The organism is Microbacterium sp. 67-17 (genome assembly GCF_001898325.1).
Lineage (GTDB): Bacteria > Actinomycetota > Actinomycetes > Actinomycetales > Microbacteriaceae > Microbacterium > Microbacterium schleiferi.
On sequence record NZ_MKTR01000034.1, the window covers coordinates 15226 to 33501 of the forward strand.

Sequence of the window (18276 nt, forward strand, 5' to 3'; positions counted from 1 at the left end):
CAATTCACCGGTACTGGGCGAGTTGGGATTCGAGTTGCTGTTGCGCTGAATCGAGGATGCCGCTCACGTCGCCACCGTTGCGGATGTCGGAAAACGCCTTGTTCATGACCGTTTCGAACTCCACGTATCCGATGCTGGAGGGACGATGCAGGGCGTGCTTTTCCGAGTCGACAGGGAAGAGGGAATCCATCGCCTTGGCAGGCTCGGGCGCGATCGCTTCCAGGCCGGCGATGAAGTCCGGATAGACGTCCTGGTTCACCGGGGGCAACGTGTAGATCTGGCTGATGAGGTTCCCGCCGTCCGTGGACATCGAGAGGAAGCGGCCGAACTCCTCCGCGGCGTCCTTATGTTCGCTGTAGGCGCTCACCCCGACTGCCCAGCTGTCCGTGGGTGTGTAGATCTCGCCGCCTGCGAAGTACGGCAGAGGGGCGACGCCCCACCCGTCAGCCAGCGGAGAGTCCTGGAACTGCTTGACTCTGGACGATGACGCCACGAAGTAGGCGATCTGACCGGTTGTGAACATCTCCGGCATCTGCGTCGCGTCCACTCCGATCGGCGCGAGACCACTCGTGTGAATCTGCTGATACCACTTCCCCCACTTCTTCCAGTCGTCCGAGTTGACGTCGGGGGTGAGATTGCCTTCCCCGCCGAGCCCGCTTGTCGCCCCGAAGGACTCGATGAGCGGCTGCAGCTGGTAGTAGCGGTCGACCTGCTCGAATCCGAGCCCGTACGCGGCTCCTGCCTCTTTGGCGCGCTGTGCGTCCGCGAGGACCTGTTCCCATGTCAGTCGTGACGAATCGTCGCTGGACGGCGGGGTGATGCCGGCCTGCTCCAGCAGCGCCTTGTTGTAGAGCAGGAATCCGTCTGAGGACCAGAGCGGGTACGAGTACTGCTTGCCCTCCCACGTCACCGACTGGACGCCAGGCTCGGAAAGGCTCACCGGGGGATCTGCGAAGTCGCTGCTCACGTCCAGCAGATATCCGTCGGTGACCATGGCGGGCAGACGGGGCGGGTCGACTGCGATCACATCGATCGAGGTGTCTCCGGAGCCGAGGCGGGCCTGCGTCTGGGAGACCAGCTGGTCAAAGGGCACCGACTCGGAGGACACGGTGATGTTGGGGTGGGCGTCTTCGAAGGCCGCGATCGCGTCGTCGAATCCTTCCCCGAAGATGTGCAGGAACGTGATGGTCACGTCGCCGCCCTCCGAGGAGTCGGGTGTTCCGCTGGCGGTGCACGCGGTGACGAGCGTGGCCGTGGCGAATACTGCCGCCGCCGCGGCCCATCGAGTTGTCTTCATTCGTAGCTCCTTTGCTGTGTGTTGACTGCGGTGTGTGCTTCCAGGTCTCCTCCAGGGTGAGGAGGGCTGTGTGCGGGGTCGGCTTCACGAGCCGACCCGCTCGACCGGCCCAGGATGAGCCGGTGCGGGATGGTGACACGGCTGGGGGCTGTGTGCCGGGAGCCGGTGACCATGTCCATGGTCTGCCGGGCGATCTGGTCGACCGGCTGCAGCACCGAGGTGAGCGGCGGCCGCGTGTACCGGCCGTCGTCGGTGCCGTCCAGGGAGACCATCGCCACGTCGGCGGGCACCCTGACCGACCGGTCCAGCAGAGCCGCGAGAAGGCCGATCGCTTGCTGGTCGCTGGAGACGAACACCGCATCGGGCCGATCCGGCAGCTGACTGATCGTCGATCCGATCTCGTAGCCGCTCTGCTTGGAGAACTCACCCGAGAAGTTCCACGCGGGGACTTCTTCGATGCCATGGTCTTGCAACGCGGCTCGGAACCCGGCGAGCCTCTGCGCCGCAACACCGAGTCCGTGCGGTCCTCCGACGAACCCGACGCGGCGGTGTCCGGCCTCGATCAAAAACTCGGTACCGTGTCGGGCCGCCGCGTAGTTGTCGATGCATACCGAAGAGAACTCCGGACTGCTGTTGCCACGGTCGAGCATCACGACAGGCACCCCATAGCGTGTCGCCGCTTCCAGGTGCGGCGAGTCGTCCACGCCGACCACGATGAGCGCACGAACACGCTGCTCCAGGAAGGTGGCGAGCAGTCGCTGTTCACGGTCTTTGTCCCCGCCCGAGTCGCCCAGCAGCAACGTCAGGCCATGCCGCATCGCCTCGTCCTGGAGTGCGTGCGCCAGTGACGCGAAGAACGGGTTGGAAATGTCCGGGAGCAGGAGACCACAGGCGAATGTTCGTGAGCCCGCCAGTGCTTGCGCGCTGCGATTGGGAACGTACCCCAGTTCCTCGATGGCTCGTTGCACGCGCTGGCGGGTGGCAGGAGCGACGGATCTCGGGCCGTCATTGACGACGTAGCTGACGACCGCCACCGAGGTGCCCGCACGTGCGGCGACGTCGGCGCGGGTGACAAACGTCATTTCCGTGCACTCCGCGTGTCGTGGGCAGGTTGCGTCGACCAGTGCGCGGCGCACTGCCTAGAGGTGGCATCCGCTGGGACAATCGTCGCCACCGCCTCCGACGAGCGGGGAAGCATCCTCATCGACTGCATTCCAATCTGCAACATGACGCATCTACGCGCGTAGCACTTCTCAGAGATTAGTTCTGTTGAGCAGATAAAGCAAGCCCATGATGCTGTCGTCGGTGGAGATAGTGGGCCGGGCCGGTCATACCGGATTCCAACGATCAGCAACAGAGAGACCGTCGTCGCCTTGCTTCTAGAGCGTGGCAACGACGGTCTTTCCTGGCTTTTTCCCAGCCCGATCTCCGATCAGGCGTGCAGCATTCCCCCGTTGACGTGGAGGGTCTGGCCCGTGATGAATCCGCTCGCATCGGAGAGGAGGAAGAGCACCGCGCCGACCATGTCCTCGGGATGCGCCTCCCGGTGCAGCGATTGACGTTCGAGCATGGCGGTCTTCTGCGCAGGGGACACGGTCGCGCGTTCGACTTCGGTGTAGGTGGGGCCGGGCGCGACGGTGTTGACCCGGATGCCGTCTGCGCCGAGCTCGTGCGACATGGCGAAGCTCAACGCTGCGACGCCGCCCTTGCTTGCGACGTAGTGGAGGTACCCGCCGCGGCCGAGCCAGACCGCGTCCGAGGAGATGTTGACGATCGACGCTGCCGGCGAGGCTCTAAGACTGTTCAGCAAGGCGGTGGTGAGAAGCCACGGTCCGCGCAGATTGATCGCCATGAGCCGATCCCACTCCTCGACGGGGATCTCCCAGAACGGCCGCATCGTGATCGTGGAGAACACTGCGGCGTTGTTGACCAGACCATCGACCCTGCCGTAGCGCTGGGACACGAACCGGCCCAGCGCCTGGCAGCTGCCGGCATCGCTGACATCGAGGGGGTGGAAGACCGCCTCCCCGCCGGCGGCGAGGATCTCCTGTTCGACGGAGCGCCCCGTGGTCTCGTTGACGTCGGCGATCACGGCGATTCCCCCGTCCGCCGCGATCTCGCGGGCATACGCGCGCCCGATTCCCTGCCCGCCGCCGGTGATGACGACGACGCGGTCGGCGAGCGAGCGGGCCGCCGACGGCCTCGGGCTCCCGGCGTCGCTCACAGGCCGGCTCCGACCCGGCTTGACCGGAAGGATGCTTCGTCTGCGGGGACGATCTCGAACTTCAGCTGCACCAGACAGGATGGGCAGAACGCGCGGCGCAGGAGGATCCGCCGGGTGGCGAAGTTGGTGGCCGCGGCTCTCACCCCCGGGCCGGCTTCGCTCGGTTCGGACTCGCGTACGACCGCGTCCCTGATCGGATCGTGGTCGTCTCCCAGGATCGTGCCGCAGTGGCGGCATGTCACGATGGCGCCGTCCAGGAGCAGGTTGTCGTCGATTCTCGTGGTCATCGCGCCACCCCCTCCTCTATTCCGGCCCTGTCGTGTCGCAGGCGGTTGCGTGTCTCGTTGGTGGCGATGTGGTCGACGGTCGCGTGACCGTCCAGCACGACGCCGTACACCTGGGCGGCGGCGGCCGGGCTGACCTTGCGGGCGAGGACGTCGGCGGCGACAAGTTCCGGCTCTCGGAGCAGCGGGTCTCCGTATCCTCCTCCGCCCTGCCAGTGGGTGAAGTACACGTCGGTGGGGCCGAGATCGGTCTCGTGATGGGTCGGGACGAGCTGCTCGTCTCCTCCGAGCTCGTCGATGGATCGGGGGATCCTGCCCTGCGCGAAGAGATCCTGCACGAGGCTGTTGCGGACGAGGACGTCGTACTGGGTGCCGGCCGGCATCCCGCCGCTGATCCCGGTTGCCAGGGGGAGGGCCTTGCCCGGGGCGGACACCACGAGGTGGACTCCGCCGATCGGGCTGTCCCAGGGGATGAAGCAGCTGGAGGCGCCGACACCGCCGCGGTGGCGGCCGGGACCGCCCGAGTCTGCTTCCTCTCGTCGCCAGAGATAGAGCATGGGGAAGGCGAACTCGTTCATCTCCGAGTCGGCGATGCGTCCCATCGGGATGCAGGCCAGCCCGCCGGTGTCGACGCCGTCGGAGTCGGTGCGTGCGCCGAGGCCGCCGGCCATGGAGTCGCACAGCATGGTCACGAAGCCGCCGCCGCGCTGGTCGACGCCGGCGAGCAGCGCGAAGTCCCAGGTTCCGCAGCACACGCTCATCAGCCGTTGACGGTGCTCGACGTGCGTGTCCAGCAGGCCGGCCAGGCATTCGGTGACGACGTTCTGGGTCGCCCATGCGGATGCCACCGATGCTTTCCCGATGCCGGCGGGGAAGGTGCAGTTGTTGATCGTGCCGGGTTCGCTGATGATGTCCAGGCAGCGGTAGATCCCGCCGGGCGCCCAGGGGATGTCTCCGCACAGGGTGGTGAGGAGGATCGGCATGATCCCCCCGCGCAGGCCCGCATAGGTGCAGTTGATGAGGCCCTCCACCTGCGGGTCCGTGCCGGTGAAGTCGAACGTGAGCCGGTCGCCGGTCTTGGAGAGGGTGAGCACGATCTTGTAGACGCCGTCGTCTCCGGCCCGGGCGGAGTCCTGGTGGGCTACCGCGGACCAGGTGCCATCGGGGATCTCGAGCAGCTTGGCGCGCAGCCGCCGTTCGGCGTCGTCCATGGTGCGGCGCATCACGGCCTTGACCGTGTCGGCGCCGTACCGTGCGATGAGCGCCCGAAGGCGTTCGTGCGCGACGTTGTTGGCGCCGATCTTCGCTCGAAGGTCCAGGGCGACGAGTTTGGGGACGCGGGATCGACGCAGGTAGACGTCCTCCACGTCCTTGCGGATCACTCCGCCGTCCACGATCTTCACCGGCGGGGTGGGTACGGACTCCCAGAACACGTCGGTCGCGCCGACCGACCAGCTGCCCGGGGACACTCCGCCGAGGTCGACCTGATGGGCGACCGCGCCCGTCCAGGCGAACAGCTCACCCTCATGGAACAGCGGGGCGAACAGGCTCACATCGCTCTGATGCAGCCCGCCGCCCACCCAGGGGTCGTTGCACAGGAACATGTCGCCGGGGGCGATACCGGGCGAGTCCACCCGGTTGCGCAGCGTCCAGTTCGCCGCCATGTCCAGGGATGCGGCCAGCTCGGTGTTGTACAGGCCCACCTGGACCACATCGCCGACCTCGTCCATGATGGCGGCGTCGAAGTCGTTGCAGTCGGTGACCACGACGGATCCGGACATCTTCTTCAGCGCCTCCCCCATCTCCTCGGTGATGGAGGTGAGGCGGTGTCTGATGACCTCGTACGTCAACGGGTCGAGTCCTTCGACGAGGTCGGGTGCCACGGAATGGAGGGCGATCTTGCCGGCGAGCAGGCGGCGGGTCTCGTCCGCGGTGACGGGTTGGTTGGCGAATTCCTCGGAACCCGCGACGGGGATGATCGGCACGATGTGCTCCCTCAGTTCGATGCGTAGTGGATGACGAGGTTTCCGAGCCGGTCCACGACCGCCCGGCATCCTCGGGGAATAGCGACCGTGGTGGTCGGCGCTTCGACGACGGCAGGCCCTGGGATCTCGTGATCGCGGGCCAGTGCGGTGTAGTCGTAGATCGCCGCCTCCTCCCATCCGGTCAGCGGGTCGAGCAGCACCTGGCGGTGGCTGCCGGGTGCGGGCGGCTCCGGTGAGCGGCTCGCCTCGTTCAGCCGCGGCCGGATGGGGAGGACTCCGATCGCCCGGGTGCGGTAGGTGATCAGCTGCAGACCCGCGTCAGCGAAGCCCGCGCCCTTCCCGTACAGCCGTTCGTACTGGTCGCCGAACTGCGCGGCCAGCCGGTCCATCCCCGGCAGATCCGGCACCTCCTCCAGCACCGGTGTGGTCACCTCGGCGAGCTGCATCGTGTAGCGCATATCCACCTCGCGGTTGTGGATCACACTCGCGAACTTGAGCTCCTGGGCCGCGAGCCGGGCGTCCAGTTCACGGTCCAGCTCCTCGAACACCCCGGTGAACTCGTCCGCGGCCGGGGGGAAGTTTGACGGCTGCGACATCTCGGCGGTGAGCGCGATGTCCGACGCCGCCAAGCCGTACGCAGAGAACACGGCCGCTGCAGTCCCGAGAGGGACGACGACCTGCTGCACCTCGAGATCGGCGGCGTAGGCGGCGCAGTGCATAGGGCCCGCGCCGCCGAACGCGTAGAGCACGAAGTCCCGCGGGTCGCGGCCGGAGGTGACGACGACTTTCCGCACCAGGTCGGCGGTCTGCGCGTTCTGGATCGCGTAGACGGCGGCGGCCGCGCTCTCCACCGACATCCCCAGCGGCTCCGCGATCTTCACCCGGATCGCCTCCTCCGCGAGGTGACGGTGCAGCTTCTTCTTGCCGCCCAGGAAGTTGTCGGGGTTGACGATCCCGAGCACGAGGTCCACATCGGTGACGGTCGGCTCTGTGCCGCCCTCGCCATAGCAGGCCGGTCCAGGCCGGGCGCCGGCGCTGCGGGGGCCGACGTGAAGGTTCCCGCCGGCATCGACCCAGGCGATCGCACCCCCACCAGCGCCGATGGTGTGCACATCGACCATGGGCACGTTCACCTGGTACTGGTTCAGGACGGTGCTGGTCGAGGAGACCGGTTCCCCGTCGACCACCAGCCCGGTCAGGAACGTCGTGCCGCCCATGTCGGTAGAAATCACGTTACGGTGACCGAGTTCATCCGCCAGCCGAGTGCAGCCGACGACTCCCCCGGTCAGCACGGAACCGATCGTGGTGATCGCGCGTGCCGGAGCGTCCTCCGCGGTGACACATCCTCCGCTGCCCTGCATCACCAGCAGGCTGCCGCGCAGCCCCCGGTCCCGCAACGACGCCTCGAGCGGCTCCAGGTAGGCGCGCAGTCGCGGCCCGACCTGGGTGTTCATGATCGTCGTGACGCTCCGCGAGAACTCGCGGATGCGCGGGCTGACATCGCTCGAGAGGGCGACGTAGCGGCCCGGGGCCTCCTCCTGGATGATCTCCCGCGCCCGCTGCTCATGGACGGGATTGAGGAAAGACCACAGGAAAGAGACCGCGAAGGCCTCCACGCCCTCTGCCAGCAACGCACGGACCGACTCTCGGGTCGCGGCCTCGTCCAGCCGGACCACGACGGTGCCCTTGTAGTCCACACGTTCGTCGATCTCGTGGATGAGGTGCGGTGGCACCAGCGGCTGCGGCTTGTTGGTGCGGACCATGTCCTGGATCTTGTCCGCGCCCAGGCCCGCGTATCGACCCTCCAGGTTCATGATCGTGATCGAGTCCGCATGACCGGCGGTGGTGAGGAACCCGACCCTGGCGACATCGCCGGTCACGAGCGCGTTGAGAGTCGTGGTTGTGCCGTGCACGATGTAGTCGGTCTGCTCGAGCAGCGACCTCGTGGGGATGCCCAGCGAGTCGGCGAGGTCGTCGACGACCTGGAGGAACCCGTGAGCGAAATCCGGGGGGGTCGACGGGGTCTTGGCTGCGGCGACCCGTCCGCTCTCGTCGGCGACGAAGGCGTCGGTGAATGTGCCACCGATGTCGATTCCGATTACATACGTCATAAGGCCTCCATTGGACTTGCGTCATCGTTGATCGACGGCCCGGGAAGCCATCGGTCAACACTCAACCACGAAGGTGTTTCCTTTGTCCATAGTCATTTTCTGCACAGTAGAGTCGTGATTGGGCGCGTGCCCGGCTAGTGGCGCCTGATGCGGATGCGGAAGGCCCGGTGTACCAGTGGCAGGGTGATCCAGATCACTGCGGCGACGGTGGCGAGTGTCGAGATCGCTGTGGGTAGCGGCCAGGGCAGTGCCGCCAGCCACGGCAGCAGGACAGCACCGGAGAGCAGGGCGAGCGGGAACAGTGCCAGCCACACCATGAGCGCTGTCCGCCACTTGGGAACGATGCGACCGGGCTCCCCCGCAAGTCCCGCCTCGAGTTCTTGCAGGCTGATCGCGACGGGGCGGCCCGCGGTGAGGGGGGAGCCCTCTTCGAGTCGCCGGTGCCGTTGCTCGCTCTTCTCCCACGCGAGCAGGTTCATCGCCGAACGGAACCGCACTCCGACAATGAACGTGGCGCCGTCGGGGTCAGGCGCTGTCCGCACGCTCGAGCCGAGGTAGCCGGTGAACCGGGATGCGTCGGAGCACAGGGCGTCCGCCCACTGCAACAGGTCGTCCTCCCTGCCCGGCAGGGCACGCCGGGAGATGTACACCAGCACGGGCAGCGCGAGCGGTTCCCCCATCGCTGAACGTCTCTAGCTAGATCACGACGGTGGTCGCTTTGACCTCGGTGTAGGAGAGGAGCTCGTCGATGGACTCCTCCCGCCCGACGCCCGACGCCTTCGTCCCCCCGAACGGCAAGCCCCAATAGTGTCGGCTGCCCCCGTTGACGACGACGTACCCCGCCTCCACCCGGTGAGCCACGGTGAGCGCGCGGGTGATGTCCGAGGTCCAGACCGTGGCGGTCAGTCCGTACTCGACGCCATTGGCGATCCGAATCGCTTCTTCCTCGGTGTCGAACACGATCACGGACAGGACCGGGCCGAATATCTCATTCTGTTCGACCAAGGAACCCGGCGTCACTCCTGCCAGCACCGTGGGTGCCAGGTACCACCCGCCGGCAGCAAGCCCTTCAGGGCGGCTTCCGCCTGCGACGATGCGGGCGCCCTCCGCGACGGCGGTGCGGATGGCGTGCTCGGACTTGTCGAGCTGGGCCTCGGACACGAGGGGCCCCATCTCGGTGAGCTCGTCGAGCGGGTGTCCGACGCGGATGGCGGAGACGAGCTCGGCCACGCGGGCGGTGACCGGTTCCGCGATCGATCTGTGCACGAGGAGCCTGCTGGTGGACCCACAACTCTGTCCCGCCGTCCAGGTGAAGTTCATCCCGCTCACCGCGCCCTGGGCCGCCTTCTCCAGGTCGGCGTCAGCAAAGACGATCTGGGCGTTCTTGCCGCCGAGCTCCAGCGAGACGTGCTTGACACCCGTCTCGGATGCGTCCCGCTGGATCGCCTGCCCGGTGGTGGTGGAGCCGATGAACCCGATTCGGCGCACATCGGGGTGCCGAACGATCGCCCGACCCGCTACCGCTCCTCGACCGCTGATCGTGATCAGCAGGTTCGTGGGCAGCACCTCGGTTGCCAGTTCCGCAAGCCGCAGCGAGGACAGCGGAGTCTGGTCCGGGGCCTTCAGGATGACGGCGTTGCCGGCCATCAACGGCGCGGCGATCTTGGATAGGGCGAAGAAGATCGGGTGGTTGAATGCGCCGATCCGCGCCACCACACCGTAGGGTTCGTGTGTGGTGTAGTGCAGGTTCTCGCTCAGCGGTACGGTCCGCCCGCCCAGTTGCAGCGCCATGTCCGCGAAGATGTCGATCAGTTCGAGTCCCGCCTCCACGTCCCGGCGCATCATGGAGAGGGTGAATCCTCCGTCCATCGCGTCCAGGATCGCCAGTTCCTCGGCATGCCGGCGAACGTGGTCGGCGAATGCTCGAAGCGTGGCGGCCCGCTGCCGCGGCGGTGTAGCCGCCCACGCGGGCTGGGCCGCCTGGGCGGCGCGGACTGCCCGGTCGACGTCGGCTTCTGAGCAGTCCGGGACCGTGGTGAGCATCCGGCCGGATGCCGGGTTCTCCACCTGGTACCGCGCGTCGACGGCGAGGTGCTCACCGTCGACGAGGACGTGCCACTCCCGTTGGCTGATGGCGCCCTGGCCGCGGGGATCGGGGTTCATGGGGACTCCTGTCTCACGGGCTCAATCGTGCCTCGTGTTCGAGTGCGGCGAGGTGATACCGCCACACGGCCTCGTCGTTGAATGCCGATCCCAGATCGGGCAAGTCGTCGCGGTCGCCGTCATCGATGTCGGAAGGAACCGCCCCCGTCGACAGGACGCTGAGGTGCATTCGGGCGAGGGCATCGACGTTGAGGGCTCGGATCACGGCCTGTTGGATTGTTGCCCCGGCGGCGGTGAGCCCGTGTCCGGACAGCAGCACCACCGGGGAGTGGCCCATGCTGGCGAGCATCGCGTCCGCCCGCGCACGGGTGCGGATGAGCGCGGAGCTCGGATGCACCGGGATCCCCGCGGTTGCCAACTGCATGGCCGGGATGTTGTAGGCGCCAACGATCGGGCGCAACGGGACGCCCGTGAGCGTCATTGCGACAACCGCAGGCGGATGCGCGTGCACCACGGAACGGGTCTCGGGCGAGGCCGCGATCACGGCAAGATGCAGCGGGAGTTCGTTCGGCACCGACCACCCGTCGGGCAGATCGTGCGAACCATCAAGGCCGACCTCGTGCACATCCTCCGCAGTGGTGAACGCAAGACCGCGTTCCTTGGGCCCGCGGCAGCGCACGAGCACAGCATCCTCGCCGACTCTCACGCTGACGTGCCCAAGCACGTCGGAGACGAGCCCGCGATAGGCGAGCACCCGGCAGGCGTTGGCGACCGCCGTTCGCTCGTCCGTCCAGCTCTGCACACTTCGACGCTAGCAGAATCCATCTCTGTCTGCCAGAATCCAACTTGAGGTTGGATCGGAAACGGTCTACGTTCTCTGCGAGACAGATAGTTCTTCTTTCAACGACGATCTGAGGCGACGGCCCGATGACCACCGAATCCACCATCTTCGACGAAGTGCGGGAAGGGATGATCCCCGCACACATCTACAACGACCGGGACGTGTTCGAGCTCGAGAAGAGGAACCTGTTCAGCCGGGCCTGGCTGTTCGTTGCGCACGAGTCGGAGATTCCGCAGCCCGGTGACTACGTGGTCCGCAAGGTGCTCGACGACTCGTTCATCGTGGTTCGCGACGAGAAGGGTGAGATCAAAGCGCACTTCAACATGTGCCTGCATCGCGGAATGCAAGTCTGCCGGGCCGAGATCGGAAACGCGTCCCACTTCCGGTGCCCGTATCACGGCTGGTCATACCGCAACGATGGACGGATCATCGGGCTCCCTTTCCATCAGGAGGCGTACGGCGGGGAAGAGGGATTCAGCCGCAAAGGCGCCAGGCTCCTGCCTGCTCCGAGCCTGGACAGCTACAACGGGCTGATCTTCATCAGCATGGACCCCTACGCTCCCCCGCTGCGGGAGTATCTGGGCGATTTCACCTTCTACCTCGACTACTACACCCGGCAGTCACCCTCCGGCATCGAGTTGCGCGGACCGCAACGGTGGCGGGTGAACGCGAACTGGAAGATCGGCGCCGAGAACTTCGCCGGCGACATGTACCACACCCCGCAGACGCACACGTCGGTGGTGGAGATCGGGCTGTTCCGCGAGCCGAAGGCCGAGAAACGCAAGGACGGCAACACCTACTGGGCCGGCAACGGCGGGGGCACGACCTACAAGCTGCCCCCGGGCACTCTCGAGGAGAAGCTGCGATACGTCGGCTACCCGCAGGAGATGATCGACCGGATGAAGACCGTCTGGTCGCAGGAGCAGATGGATGTCATCGGCGAGAACGGGTTCATGATCTCTGCGGCCTCCGCGTTCCCGAACATGAGCTTCGTGCACAACTGGCCGAAGGTCGAGGACGGCGACGATGTGCTGCCGTTCATCTCCATCCGGCTGTGGCAGCCGATCAGCGAGAACGAGACCGAGGTGCTCTCCTGGTTCGCCGTCGACGCCGAGGCTCCCGAGGAGTTCAAGGAGCTCAGCTACAAGGCCTACCTGATGTGCTTCGGCTCCACCGGCATGTTCGAGCAGGACGACGTCGAGAACTGGGTGTCCCTCACCAACACCGCGAAAGGCTCCATGGCACGGCGGCTCCTCCTGAACGGACGCATGGGCATGCTCAAGGACGGCACCCCCGTGGTGGAGCCGCTGACCGCCGAAGAATTCGCCGGACCCGGGGAAGCTCACGTCGGCTACGGGGAGTACAACCAGCGCCACCTCCTCAACCGGTGGGCGGACTACCTCGAGAACGAGCCCGCCGAGCCGACCCGCCCGGTCGTCGTCGGTCTCATCCGCAAGACACCGTCCGTGCTCGCCGCTGAGAACGCTCTTGCCGCCGCAGGCGTGCAGAAGGAGGCGTCCGCGTGAGCCTCATCGGAGCCGACCTCTCCTCCCAGTCGGTGCTCGGCGCGCATGCCACCCCGGCACGCAAGGCCGGCGTGTCGCTCGGATTCGGTGACCCCCGGCACCTCGACGCCTCGCGCTGGCTCATCGAAGAGGCCTACACGCTCGACGATCAGAGATACGAGGACTGGCTCGAGACCCTGACTGAGGACATCCACTACCTGATGCCGGTGCGGGTCACGACCGCTCTCGGCGCGGGCTATTCGACCAGTCCGGGGATGGCGCACTGGGACGAGAACAAGTACTCCCTCAGCAGGCGCGTGGCGCGTTTCCTCACAGAGCACGCGTGGACCGAGGATCCCCCTTCGCGTCTGCGTCACTACGTCACGAATATCCGCACCTTCGACACGGATGTCACCGGCGAGTTGATCGCCGATTCGGCCGTGCTGCTGTTCCGCAGCCGTGGCGACACCAACCCGGCATCGCTCGTGTCTGCGCAGCGCGAAGACGTGCTCCGCCGCGTCGGAGACACCTACCAGCTGGCCCGCCGGGTGATCCTGGTCGACGAGTCAGTGCTACATACCCAGAATCTGGCGATCTTCCTGTGACCCTCGAATGGGAAGGCGAGGACATCGACCGGGACAACGCCCGGCGCGCCGCCCTCGAACATGATCGGCTGGTCGAACGCACCGTCGGGGTGCCGCTGACGATTGCGAACGAGTTCAGTGAGATCCGCGTCTCACACGTGGAGACCCGCAACGGGTCCCGTCTGCTGATCGAGTCCCCCAAATCGGGCCAGTGGATCGCCGTGGACCCGCTCGAGCTGGAAGCGCTCACCTGGCAGACCACCCAGACCTTCTCGGCGATGATCGCCTCACCGTTCGAACCTATGTTCCCGGACAGCCGGGGCTGACGTCCACCCACAAGACAAGGAGTGCCCGTGCCTGTCGTCAAAGCCGACCTCGGCGCCTGCCAGGGATATGCCAACTGCGTCGTCGGAGCCTCCGACTACTTCGACATCGACGACGACGGGCTCGTCGTGCTGCTACGCGTGGACGTGCCCGAAGACGACCGCAAACGCGTGGAGGAAGCCGCCCGCAGCTGCCCGGTCTCGGCTCTGATGGTCGTGGACGAATGAACCGTGCCCTCATCGTCGGAGCCTCCGTCGGCGGTGTGAAAACCGCCCAGGCGCTGCGCGCGGCCGGGCACACCGGGCAGATCGTGATCGTGGAGGCAGAAGCGGTCGCCCACCCCTACGACCGGCCGCCGCTATCCAAGGGCTACCTGGCTCCCGATGCGGCACTCGCGCAGATCGCCCTCACCACCGCAGACGAGCTTGCCGCCATAGATGTTCAGGTCCGGTACGGCGCGGCCGCCACCGCCCTCGACCCCACGAGGAAGCTCGTCACCCTCGAGGACGGCGAACAACTCGGCTACGATTCCCTCGTCATCGCCACAGGCGCCCGCGCCCGCCGCTCTCCGTGGGGGGAGGGCCCGGGCATGCACGTGCTGCGGACCAGCGCGGATGCCGAAGCCCTCCGCGCAGAACTGCTCCCCGCCCGCAGACTCCTCATCGTCGGGGCTGGGTTCATCGGCGCCGAGATCGCCGCCACAGCGACGAAGGCCGGCGTGACAGTGACCATGGTCGACCCCCTGCCGGCCCCGATGTCACGCGTGCTGAACGACGACGTCGGACAGATCTTCGGCGACAAACACAACACGGAGGGGGTCGACCTGATCCTCGGACATTCCGTGTCATCCGTGGAGCGGGCCGATGGCGGCGGGTTCCACGTAGCCCTGACAGACGGCACCCGCCTGGACGTCGACGCTGTACTTGTGGGCATCGGGGCCGTCGTCAACACCGAGTGGCTGGAAGGGTCCGGGCTCGTGCTGGACAACGGTGTCCTCTGCACCCCCGGGCTCGCCGCTGTCGGAGTGGATGACATCTACGCAGTCGGAGACGTCTGCCGTTGGACAGACGCAACACGGGGCGAGACCATCCGCCTCGAACATTGGACCAATGCCACCGACCAGGCGCCGATCGTCGCCCACAACATCGTCAACCCCACCGCGCAGCGCGCATACGAGGCGATCGAGTACGTCTGGAGCGATCAATACGACTGGAAAATCCAGGTCGTCGGCCGCACCGGCGCGACCGACCACGAACTCATCGGCGCCCCCGAGGACGGACGCTTCGCGGTGACCTACACAGCCGACGGCCGAAAGCTCACCGGCGCGGTGATCGTCAACTGGCCCCGAGCGCTCGTGACCTGCCGCAGGGCAATCGCCGACGGGACGGACATCGCCTCCGTCCGCGACTCGCTCGCCCGCCTCGCCGCCACATCCGCCGACGCTCGCGCGCGCGCATAAGCCCATGCATCTAGTCGTGGTCCAGGTTACCCGGTACGGTTTCTGTTGTGCAGAAACGCAAGAGCCACTCCTCCGATCCAACCAGCCCGCCGCAGTATCCGATCGAATCCGTCGACAACGCCCTGAAACTCATCCTCCTGCTCGGCGAACGTCCCGAGATCAGGTTGACCGACGCAAGCGCGCATCTCGGTGTCGCGTCATCCACCGCTCACCGCATCCTCGCCATGCTCGTCTGGCGCGGGTTCATGCGACAGGATCGCGCGTCCAAGGCCTACCTGCCCGGGCCGGCTCTCACCACGATCGCGTTCTCCGTGTTCAAGAGGATGGACCTTCAGCGCCTCGCGGAGCCCATCCTCAACGAGGTCAGCTCCGCACTCGGCGAGACCAGCCACCTGGGAGTGCTCGAGGGCAGTCGTCTGCGGTTCCTTGCGGTGTCGGAACCGGACATCGCAGTGAGAGTCGCCTCGCGACTGGGCAAAATCATGCCCGCCCACGCCACGTCGACAGGAAAAGCACTGCTGGCAGAGCTGACCACAGACCAACTGCACACCCTCTACCCGAACCAAGAGCTCGAACCCGTCACCTCCCACTCGGTCCGATCCCGCGCCGAACTCGAGGCCCAGCTCGAACAAGTGCGCCAGGCGGGATACGCAGTGAACCGAGAAGAGAGCGAAGATGGCGTCGGCTCCGTCGCAGTCGCCGTCCCGACGGCATCCGGGCTAAAGATCGCGATCAACGCCTCCGCGCCCATTCACCGACTACCGGCACGAAAGACCAAAGACTTCGCCCGCACCCTTCAGACCGCAGCGCAACGGCTCGCCGAGGTGCTCGGCTGAACGACCAGGGTGCCCGATTCACCACACAGTTCGGAGCACCCTGATGACCCCCCCACCGATCACCCTGCTGCACGGCGTCGACATCCCGCGGATCGGGCTCGGCACGTGGCCGTTCGTGGGCGAGGAGTGCCAGCAAATCGTACGCACCGCACTCGACCTCGGATACCGCCTCATCGACACGTCACACAAGTACGACAACGAAGATGCCGTGGGGGAGGCCATCCGCCGCTCCGGAATCCCCCGCGATGAGTTGTTCGTGACCAGCAAGTTCAACAAGGAGAACCACAGTGTCGACGGCGTGAGAACCGCCTACGAGGAGAGCCTCAGACGCACCGGCCTGGACTACCTCGACCTGTTCCTCATCCATTGGCCGGTACCAGCGCTCAACCGGTACGTGGACGCATGGGAGGGTCTGGTTGCCCTGCTCGAGGCGGGATCGGTGCGTGCTATCGGGGTGTCGAACTTCAAACCGGCACACCTTGACCGGATCATCGCGGCAACCGGCTACGTCCCCGATGTCAACCAGATCCAGTTGAGCATCGACATCGCCAGAACACTCCCCCGTACTGCCCACGACAACCTGGGAATCACCACCGAAGCGTGGAGCCCCCTCGGACGAGGCGCAACACTCCGCGACAACGAGCAGGTCACCGCGATCGCCCACCACCTGGGCCGCTCACCCGCCCAGGTACTGCTGAGATGGCACGTCCAGATGGGGATCGTGCCCATCCCACGCTCGTCCAATAGTCAACAGCTCGCCCAGAACCTCGACCTCTTCGACTTCGAACTCTCCCCCGCCCAGATGAGCGTTCTCGACACCCTCGACCGCGGAGAAGACGCCGCACGCGACTCCGACGATCCATCCAACGGGCACTGACTCGCCTGAAGTGAAGCCAAGAGAGTCGGTGAGCGGGAGCCCACTCCGTTTCCAAGCTCCGGTTTTTCCAGCGCATCAGTTTCTCGCCAGCCGACGACGCCGACAGCGCGAATTCGCGCCCTCAGCGGTGAGCTCACGGATGCCCTAGCCGACTTCGTCACCGTGCGCGTGAGGCATCTGGCACGAGGGCTACCCGATGTCGACCGCTGAACTCATCGTAGGGACAACCAGTAACGCTCGACCCGGACAAGGTCAGAATCCCACCTCCTAGCGGGACCAACGCGCCTACCGCGAACGGTGCAGACACCGCCCTACGCGGGTGCGAGACTAGTGGGTTCCGCATCGAAGGGGGATGCTGTGTCAGATGATGAGGCCAATGACGACTGGGAGCAGGTCGTCCTGCACATGATCGCGCGGAGCACCGAGTCCGCACCCACCGAGCCCGGCGTCTACCGGATGCCATGCGGGAACTGCTATGTCGACTTCTTCCACGCCTCCGACGGCACCGAACGGTGGCTCGTCCCCGGTGATGAGCGCAGCTACACCCGCGACACCGTCGCCACCGCCCGCCACGGCGATCACCCGTGGGAGCGGATGTACACCCTCGCCCACGCTGCCGCCGAGATTCGCCGCCGCGCGATGAACGGCGGCGCATCCGTTCAGGTGCTGATCGAAGAGTTGGCCGAAATCGCAGATGCGGAGGATGCGGCGGAGGAAATGGAGATCGCCCGCATCGTGCGGGGACGGCCCGCCGACAGTGCAGAGATCCCGCTCGCCGATCTCGCCCGGAAGTTCGGGATAGATCTCGACGAACTCTAGCGATATCTACCGAGGTCTATCGAAACGCTAGACACCGCTAGATTCTGCAATACAACGAGCATCCGAGGGGCAGGTGCGAGGACGTGAGTGAGTATCCGTGGTTCGAGTTCGACCAGGTGGACTTCGTCACCGCGGACACTCACTTCAGCCACGCTCGGATCAGCGGACTCGCCGAACGTCCGTTCACCAGGGTCGACGAGATGAACACTGAACTCATCCGCCGGTGGAACGAAACCGTCGGCCCGTCAGATGTGGTGCTGCATCTCGGGGATGTCGCGCTCGGACCGATCGAAGAATCGATCGCCCTCAGCGCGCAGCTGCACGGTCGCCGGTACCTTGTGCCCGGAAACCATGACCGGGTGTCGCCGGCGACGCAGTCGAAGAAGGCGATCGAACGGTTCGCGCCGCTCTACGAGGCAGCCGGATGGACGATTCTGCCGGAAGTCATAGAAGGCATCCGGCGCGGGTACCGGATCCTTGCCTCCCACTACCCGTACAAGGGCGACTCGCAGGAGTCGGACCGGCACACCACACACCGGCCGCGGTGGGACGACGGGATCCCGCTACTGCACGGCCACACCCACGCCCGCGACCACGGACCCAACGGGCACCAGTTCCACGTCGGCGTCGACGCCCACGGCTACGCGCCCATCCCGTTCACCGTCATCGACGCCTGGATCCGCGGGCTGCCGGACGTCGAACCGTGGCTCGATGTCGCGATCCGTGAAGCCCGCCAGACCATCGCAGAGCTCGACGGCAGCGAAACCTCGAACTCCGACGCACTGTTCTACATGATGGGGTATAACGAACTGCGAATCGCGATGGAAGAACTCCTCGGAGCACTCGACTCCACCTACCCCGACTCACCCCCGAACATCACTTGAATGGGGACCACGGCTGGCATCTTCTCGGCGCCGTGGGTGTGAACAGTTCGCCGCCGGCGGGACCGGATTAGAGAGTCGCGGTTCAGGTCGGAAGCGGATCCAGCCGTCGCGCCGTCAATGCACGATCGTCACGTTCGGCCCCG

The 18276-nt window shown here is 66.2% G+C and carries 18 protein-coding genes; 9 read left to right on the plus strand and 9 right to left on the minus strand.

The window, feature by feature from the left end:
• Positions 1-4 precede the first annotated feature (4 nt).
• The 9 genes from BGO47_RS13205 to BGO47_RS13245 form a co-directional block, all read right to left on the minus strand.
• On the minus strand, positions 5-1297 hold the full coding sequence (locus BGO47_RS13205; protein ID WP_137878350.1) for a sugar ABC transporter substrate-binding protein: 1293 nt from the start codon (positions 1295-1297) through the stop codon (positions 5-7).
• Entirely contained in the window at positions 1294-2379 is a 1086-nt protein-coding gene (locus tag BGO47_RS13210) for a LacI family DNA-binding transcriptional regulator (RefSeq protein WP_137878351.1), read from the minus strand. The genes BGO47_RS13205 and BGO47_RS13210 overlap by 4 nt, the downstream gene beginning before the upstream one ends.
• A gap of 350 nt (positions 2380-2729) precedes the next feature.
• On the minus strand, positions 2730-3521 hold the full coding sequence (locus tag BGO47_RS13215; protein ID WP_137878352.1) for an SDR family oxidoreductase: 792 nt from the start codon (positions 3519-3521) through the stop codon (positions 2730-2732).
• On the minus strand, positions 3518-3808 hold the full coding sequence (locus BGO47_RS13220) for a hypothetical protein (RefSeq protein ID WP_137878353.1): 291 nt from the start codon (positions 3806-3808) through the stop codon (positions 3518-3520). Before BGO47_RS13220 ends, BGO47_RS13215 begins: the two co-directional genes overlap by 4 nt.
• The gene (locus BGO47_RS13225; RefSeq protein WP_212742813.1) at positions 3805-5790 is read right to left on the minus strand and encodes a hydantoinase B/oxoprolinase family protein; all 1986 of its coding nucleotides are present in this window, start codon (positions 5788-5790) and stop codon (positions 3805-3807) included. Before BGO47_RS13225 ends, BGO47_RS13220 begins: the two co-directional genes overlap by 4 nt.
• An 11-nt stretch (positions 5791-5801) precedes the next feature.
• On the minus strand, positions 5802-7901 hold the full coding sequence (locus BGO47_RS13230; protein ID WP_137878355.1) for a hydantoinase/oxoprolinase family protein: 2100 nt from the start codon (positions 7899-7901) through the stop codon (positions 5802-5804).
• Positions 7902-8035: 134 nt separating this feature from the next.
• Entirely contained in the window at positions 8036-8581 is a 546-nt protein-coding gene (locus BGO47_RS13235; protein WP_137878356.1) for a hypothetical protein, read from the minus strand.
• Between the two features lie 16 nt (positions 8582-8597).
• Entirely contained in the window at positions 8598-10064 is a 1467-nt protein-coding gene (locus BGO47_RS13240) for an aldehyde dehydrogenase family protein (protein WP_137878357.1), read from the minus strand.
• A 13-nt stretch (positions 10065-10077) separates the two neighbouring features.
• Positions 10078-10806, minus strand: coding sequence for a class II aldolase/adducin family protein (locus BGO47_RS13245; RefSeq protein WP_137878358.1), 729 nt, complete (start codon positions 10804-10806; stop codon positions 10078-10080).
• Between the two features lie 125 nt (positions 10807-10931).
• Between BGO47_RS13245 and BGO47_RS13250 the strand changes: the two genes are divergently transcribed.
• The 9 genes from BGO47_RS13250 (at position 10932) to BGO47_RS13290 (ending at position 18133) form a co-directional block, all read left to right on the plus strand.
• Positions 10932-12371 carry a Rieske 2Fe-2S domain-containing protein gene (locus BGO47_RS13250; RefSeq protein ID WP_137878359.1) on the plus strand — a complete coding sequence of 480 codons (1440 nt, stop codon included), beginning with the start codon at positions 10932-10934 and terminating at the stop codon, positions 12369-12371.
• Positions 12368-12955: a 3-phenylpropionate/cinnamic acid dioxygenase subunit beta gene (locus BGO47_RS13255; protein WP_212742814.1), complete on the plus strand. Its 588-nt coding sequence runs from the start codon at positions 12368-12370 to the stop codon at positions 12953-12955. Before BGO47_RS13250 ends, BGO47_RS13255 begins: the two co-directional genes overlap by 4 nt.
• Positions 12952-13260, plus strand: a complete 309-nt coding sequence (locus BGO47_RS13260; protein WP_137878360.1) for a hypothetical protein — start codon at positions 12952-12954, stop codon at positions 13258-13260. Before BGO47_RS13255 ends, BGO47_RS13260 begins: the two co-directional genes overlap by 4 nt.
• 27 nt (positions 13261-13287) lie before the next feature.
• Positions 13288-13485, plus strand: a complete 198-nt coding sequence (locus BGO47_RS13265) for a ferredoxin (RefSeq protein WP_137878361.1) — start codon at positions 13288-13290, stop codon at positions 13483-13485.
• The gene (locus BGO47_RS13270) at positions 13482-14717 is read left to right on the plus strand and encodes an FAD-dependent oxidoreductase (RefSeq protein ID WP_137878362.1); all 1236 of its coding nucleotides are present in this window, start codon (positions 13482-13484) and stop codon (positions 14715-14717) included. The genes BGO47_RS13265 and BGO47_RS13270 overlap by 4 nt, the downstream gene beginning before the upstream one ends.
• Before the next feature lie 47 nt (positions 14718-14764).
• Entirely contained in the window at positions 14765-15553 is a 789-nt protein-coding gene (locus BGO47_RS13275) for an IclR family transcriptional regulator (protein ID WP_137878363.1), read from the plus strand.
• 43 nt (positions 15554-15596) lie between these two features.
• Positions 15597-16430, plus strand: a complete 834-nt coding sequence (locus BGO47_RS13280; RefSeq protein ID WP_137878364.1) for an aldo/keto reductase — start codon at positions 15597-15599, stop codon at positions 16428-16430.
• Positions 16431-16787: 357 nt separating this feature from the next.
• Entirely contained in the window at positions 16788-17249 is a 462-nt protein-coding gene (locus BGO47_RS13285) for a zinc ABC transporter ATPase (RefSeq protein ID WP_137878365.1), read from the plus strand.
• 83 nt (positions 17250-17332) lie between these two features.
• Positions 17333-18133 (plus strand): metallophosphoesterase, encoded by an 801-nt coding sequence (locus tag BGO47_RS13290; RefSeq protein WP_171006164.1) that lies wholly within the window; start codon positions 17333-17335, stop codon positions 18131-18133.
• The last annotated feature ends 143 nt before the right edge of the window (positions 18134-18276 follow it).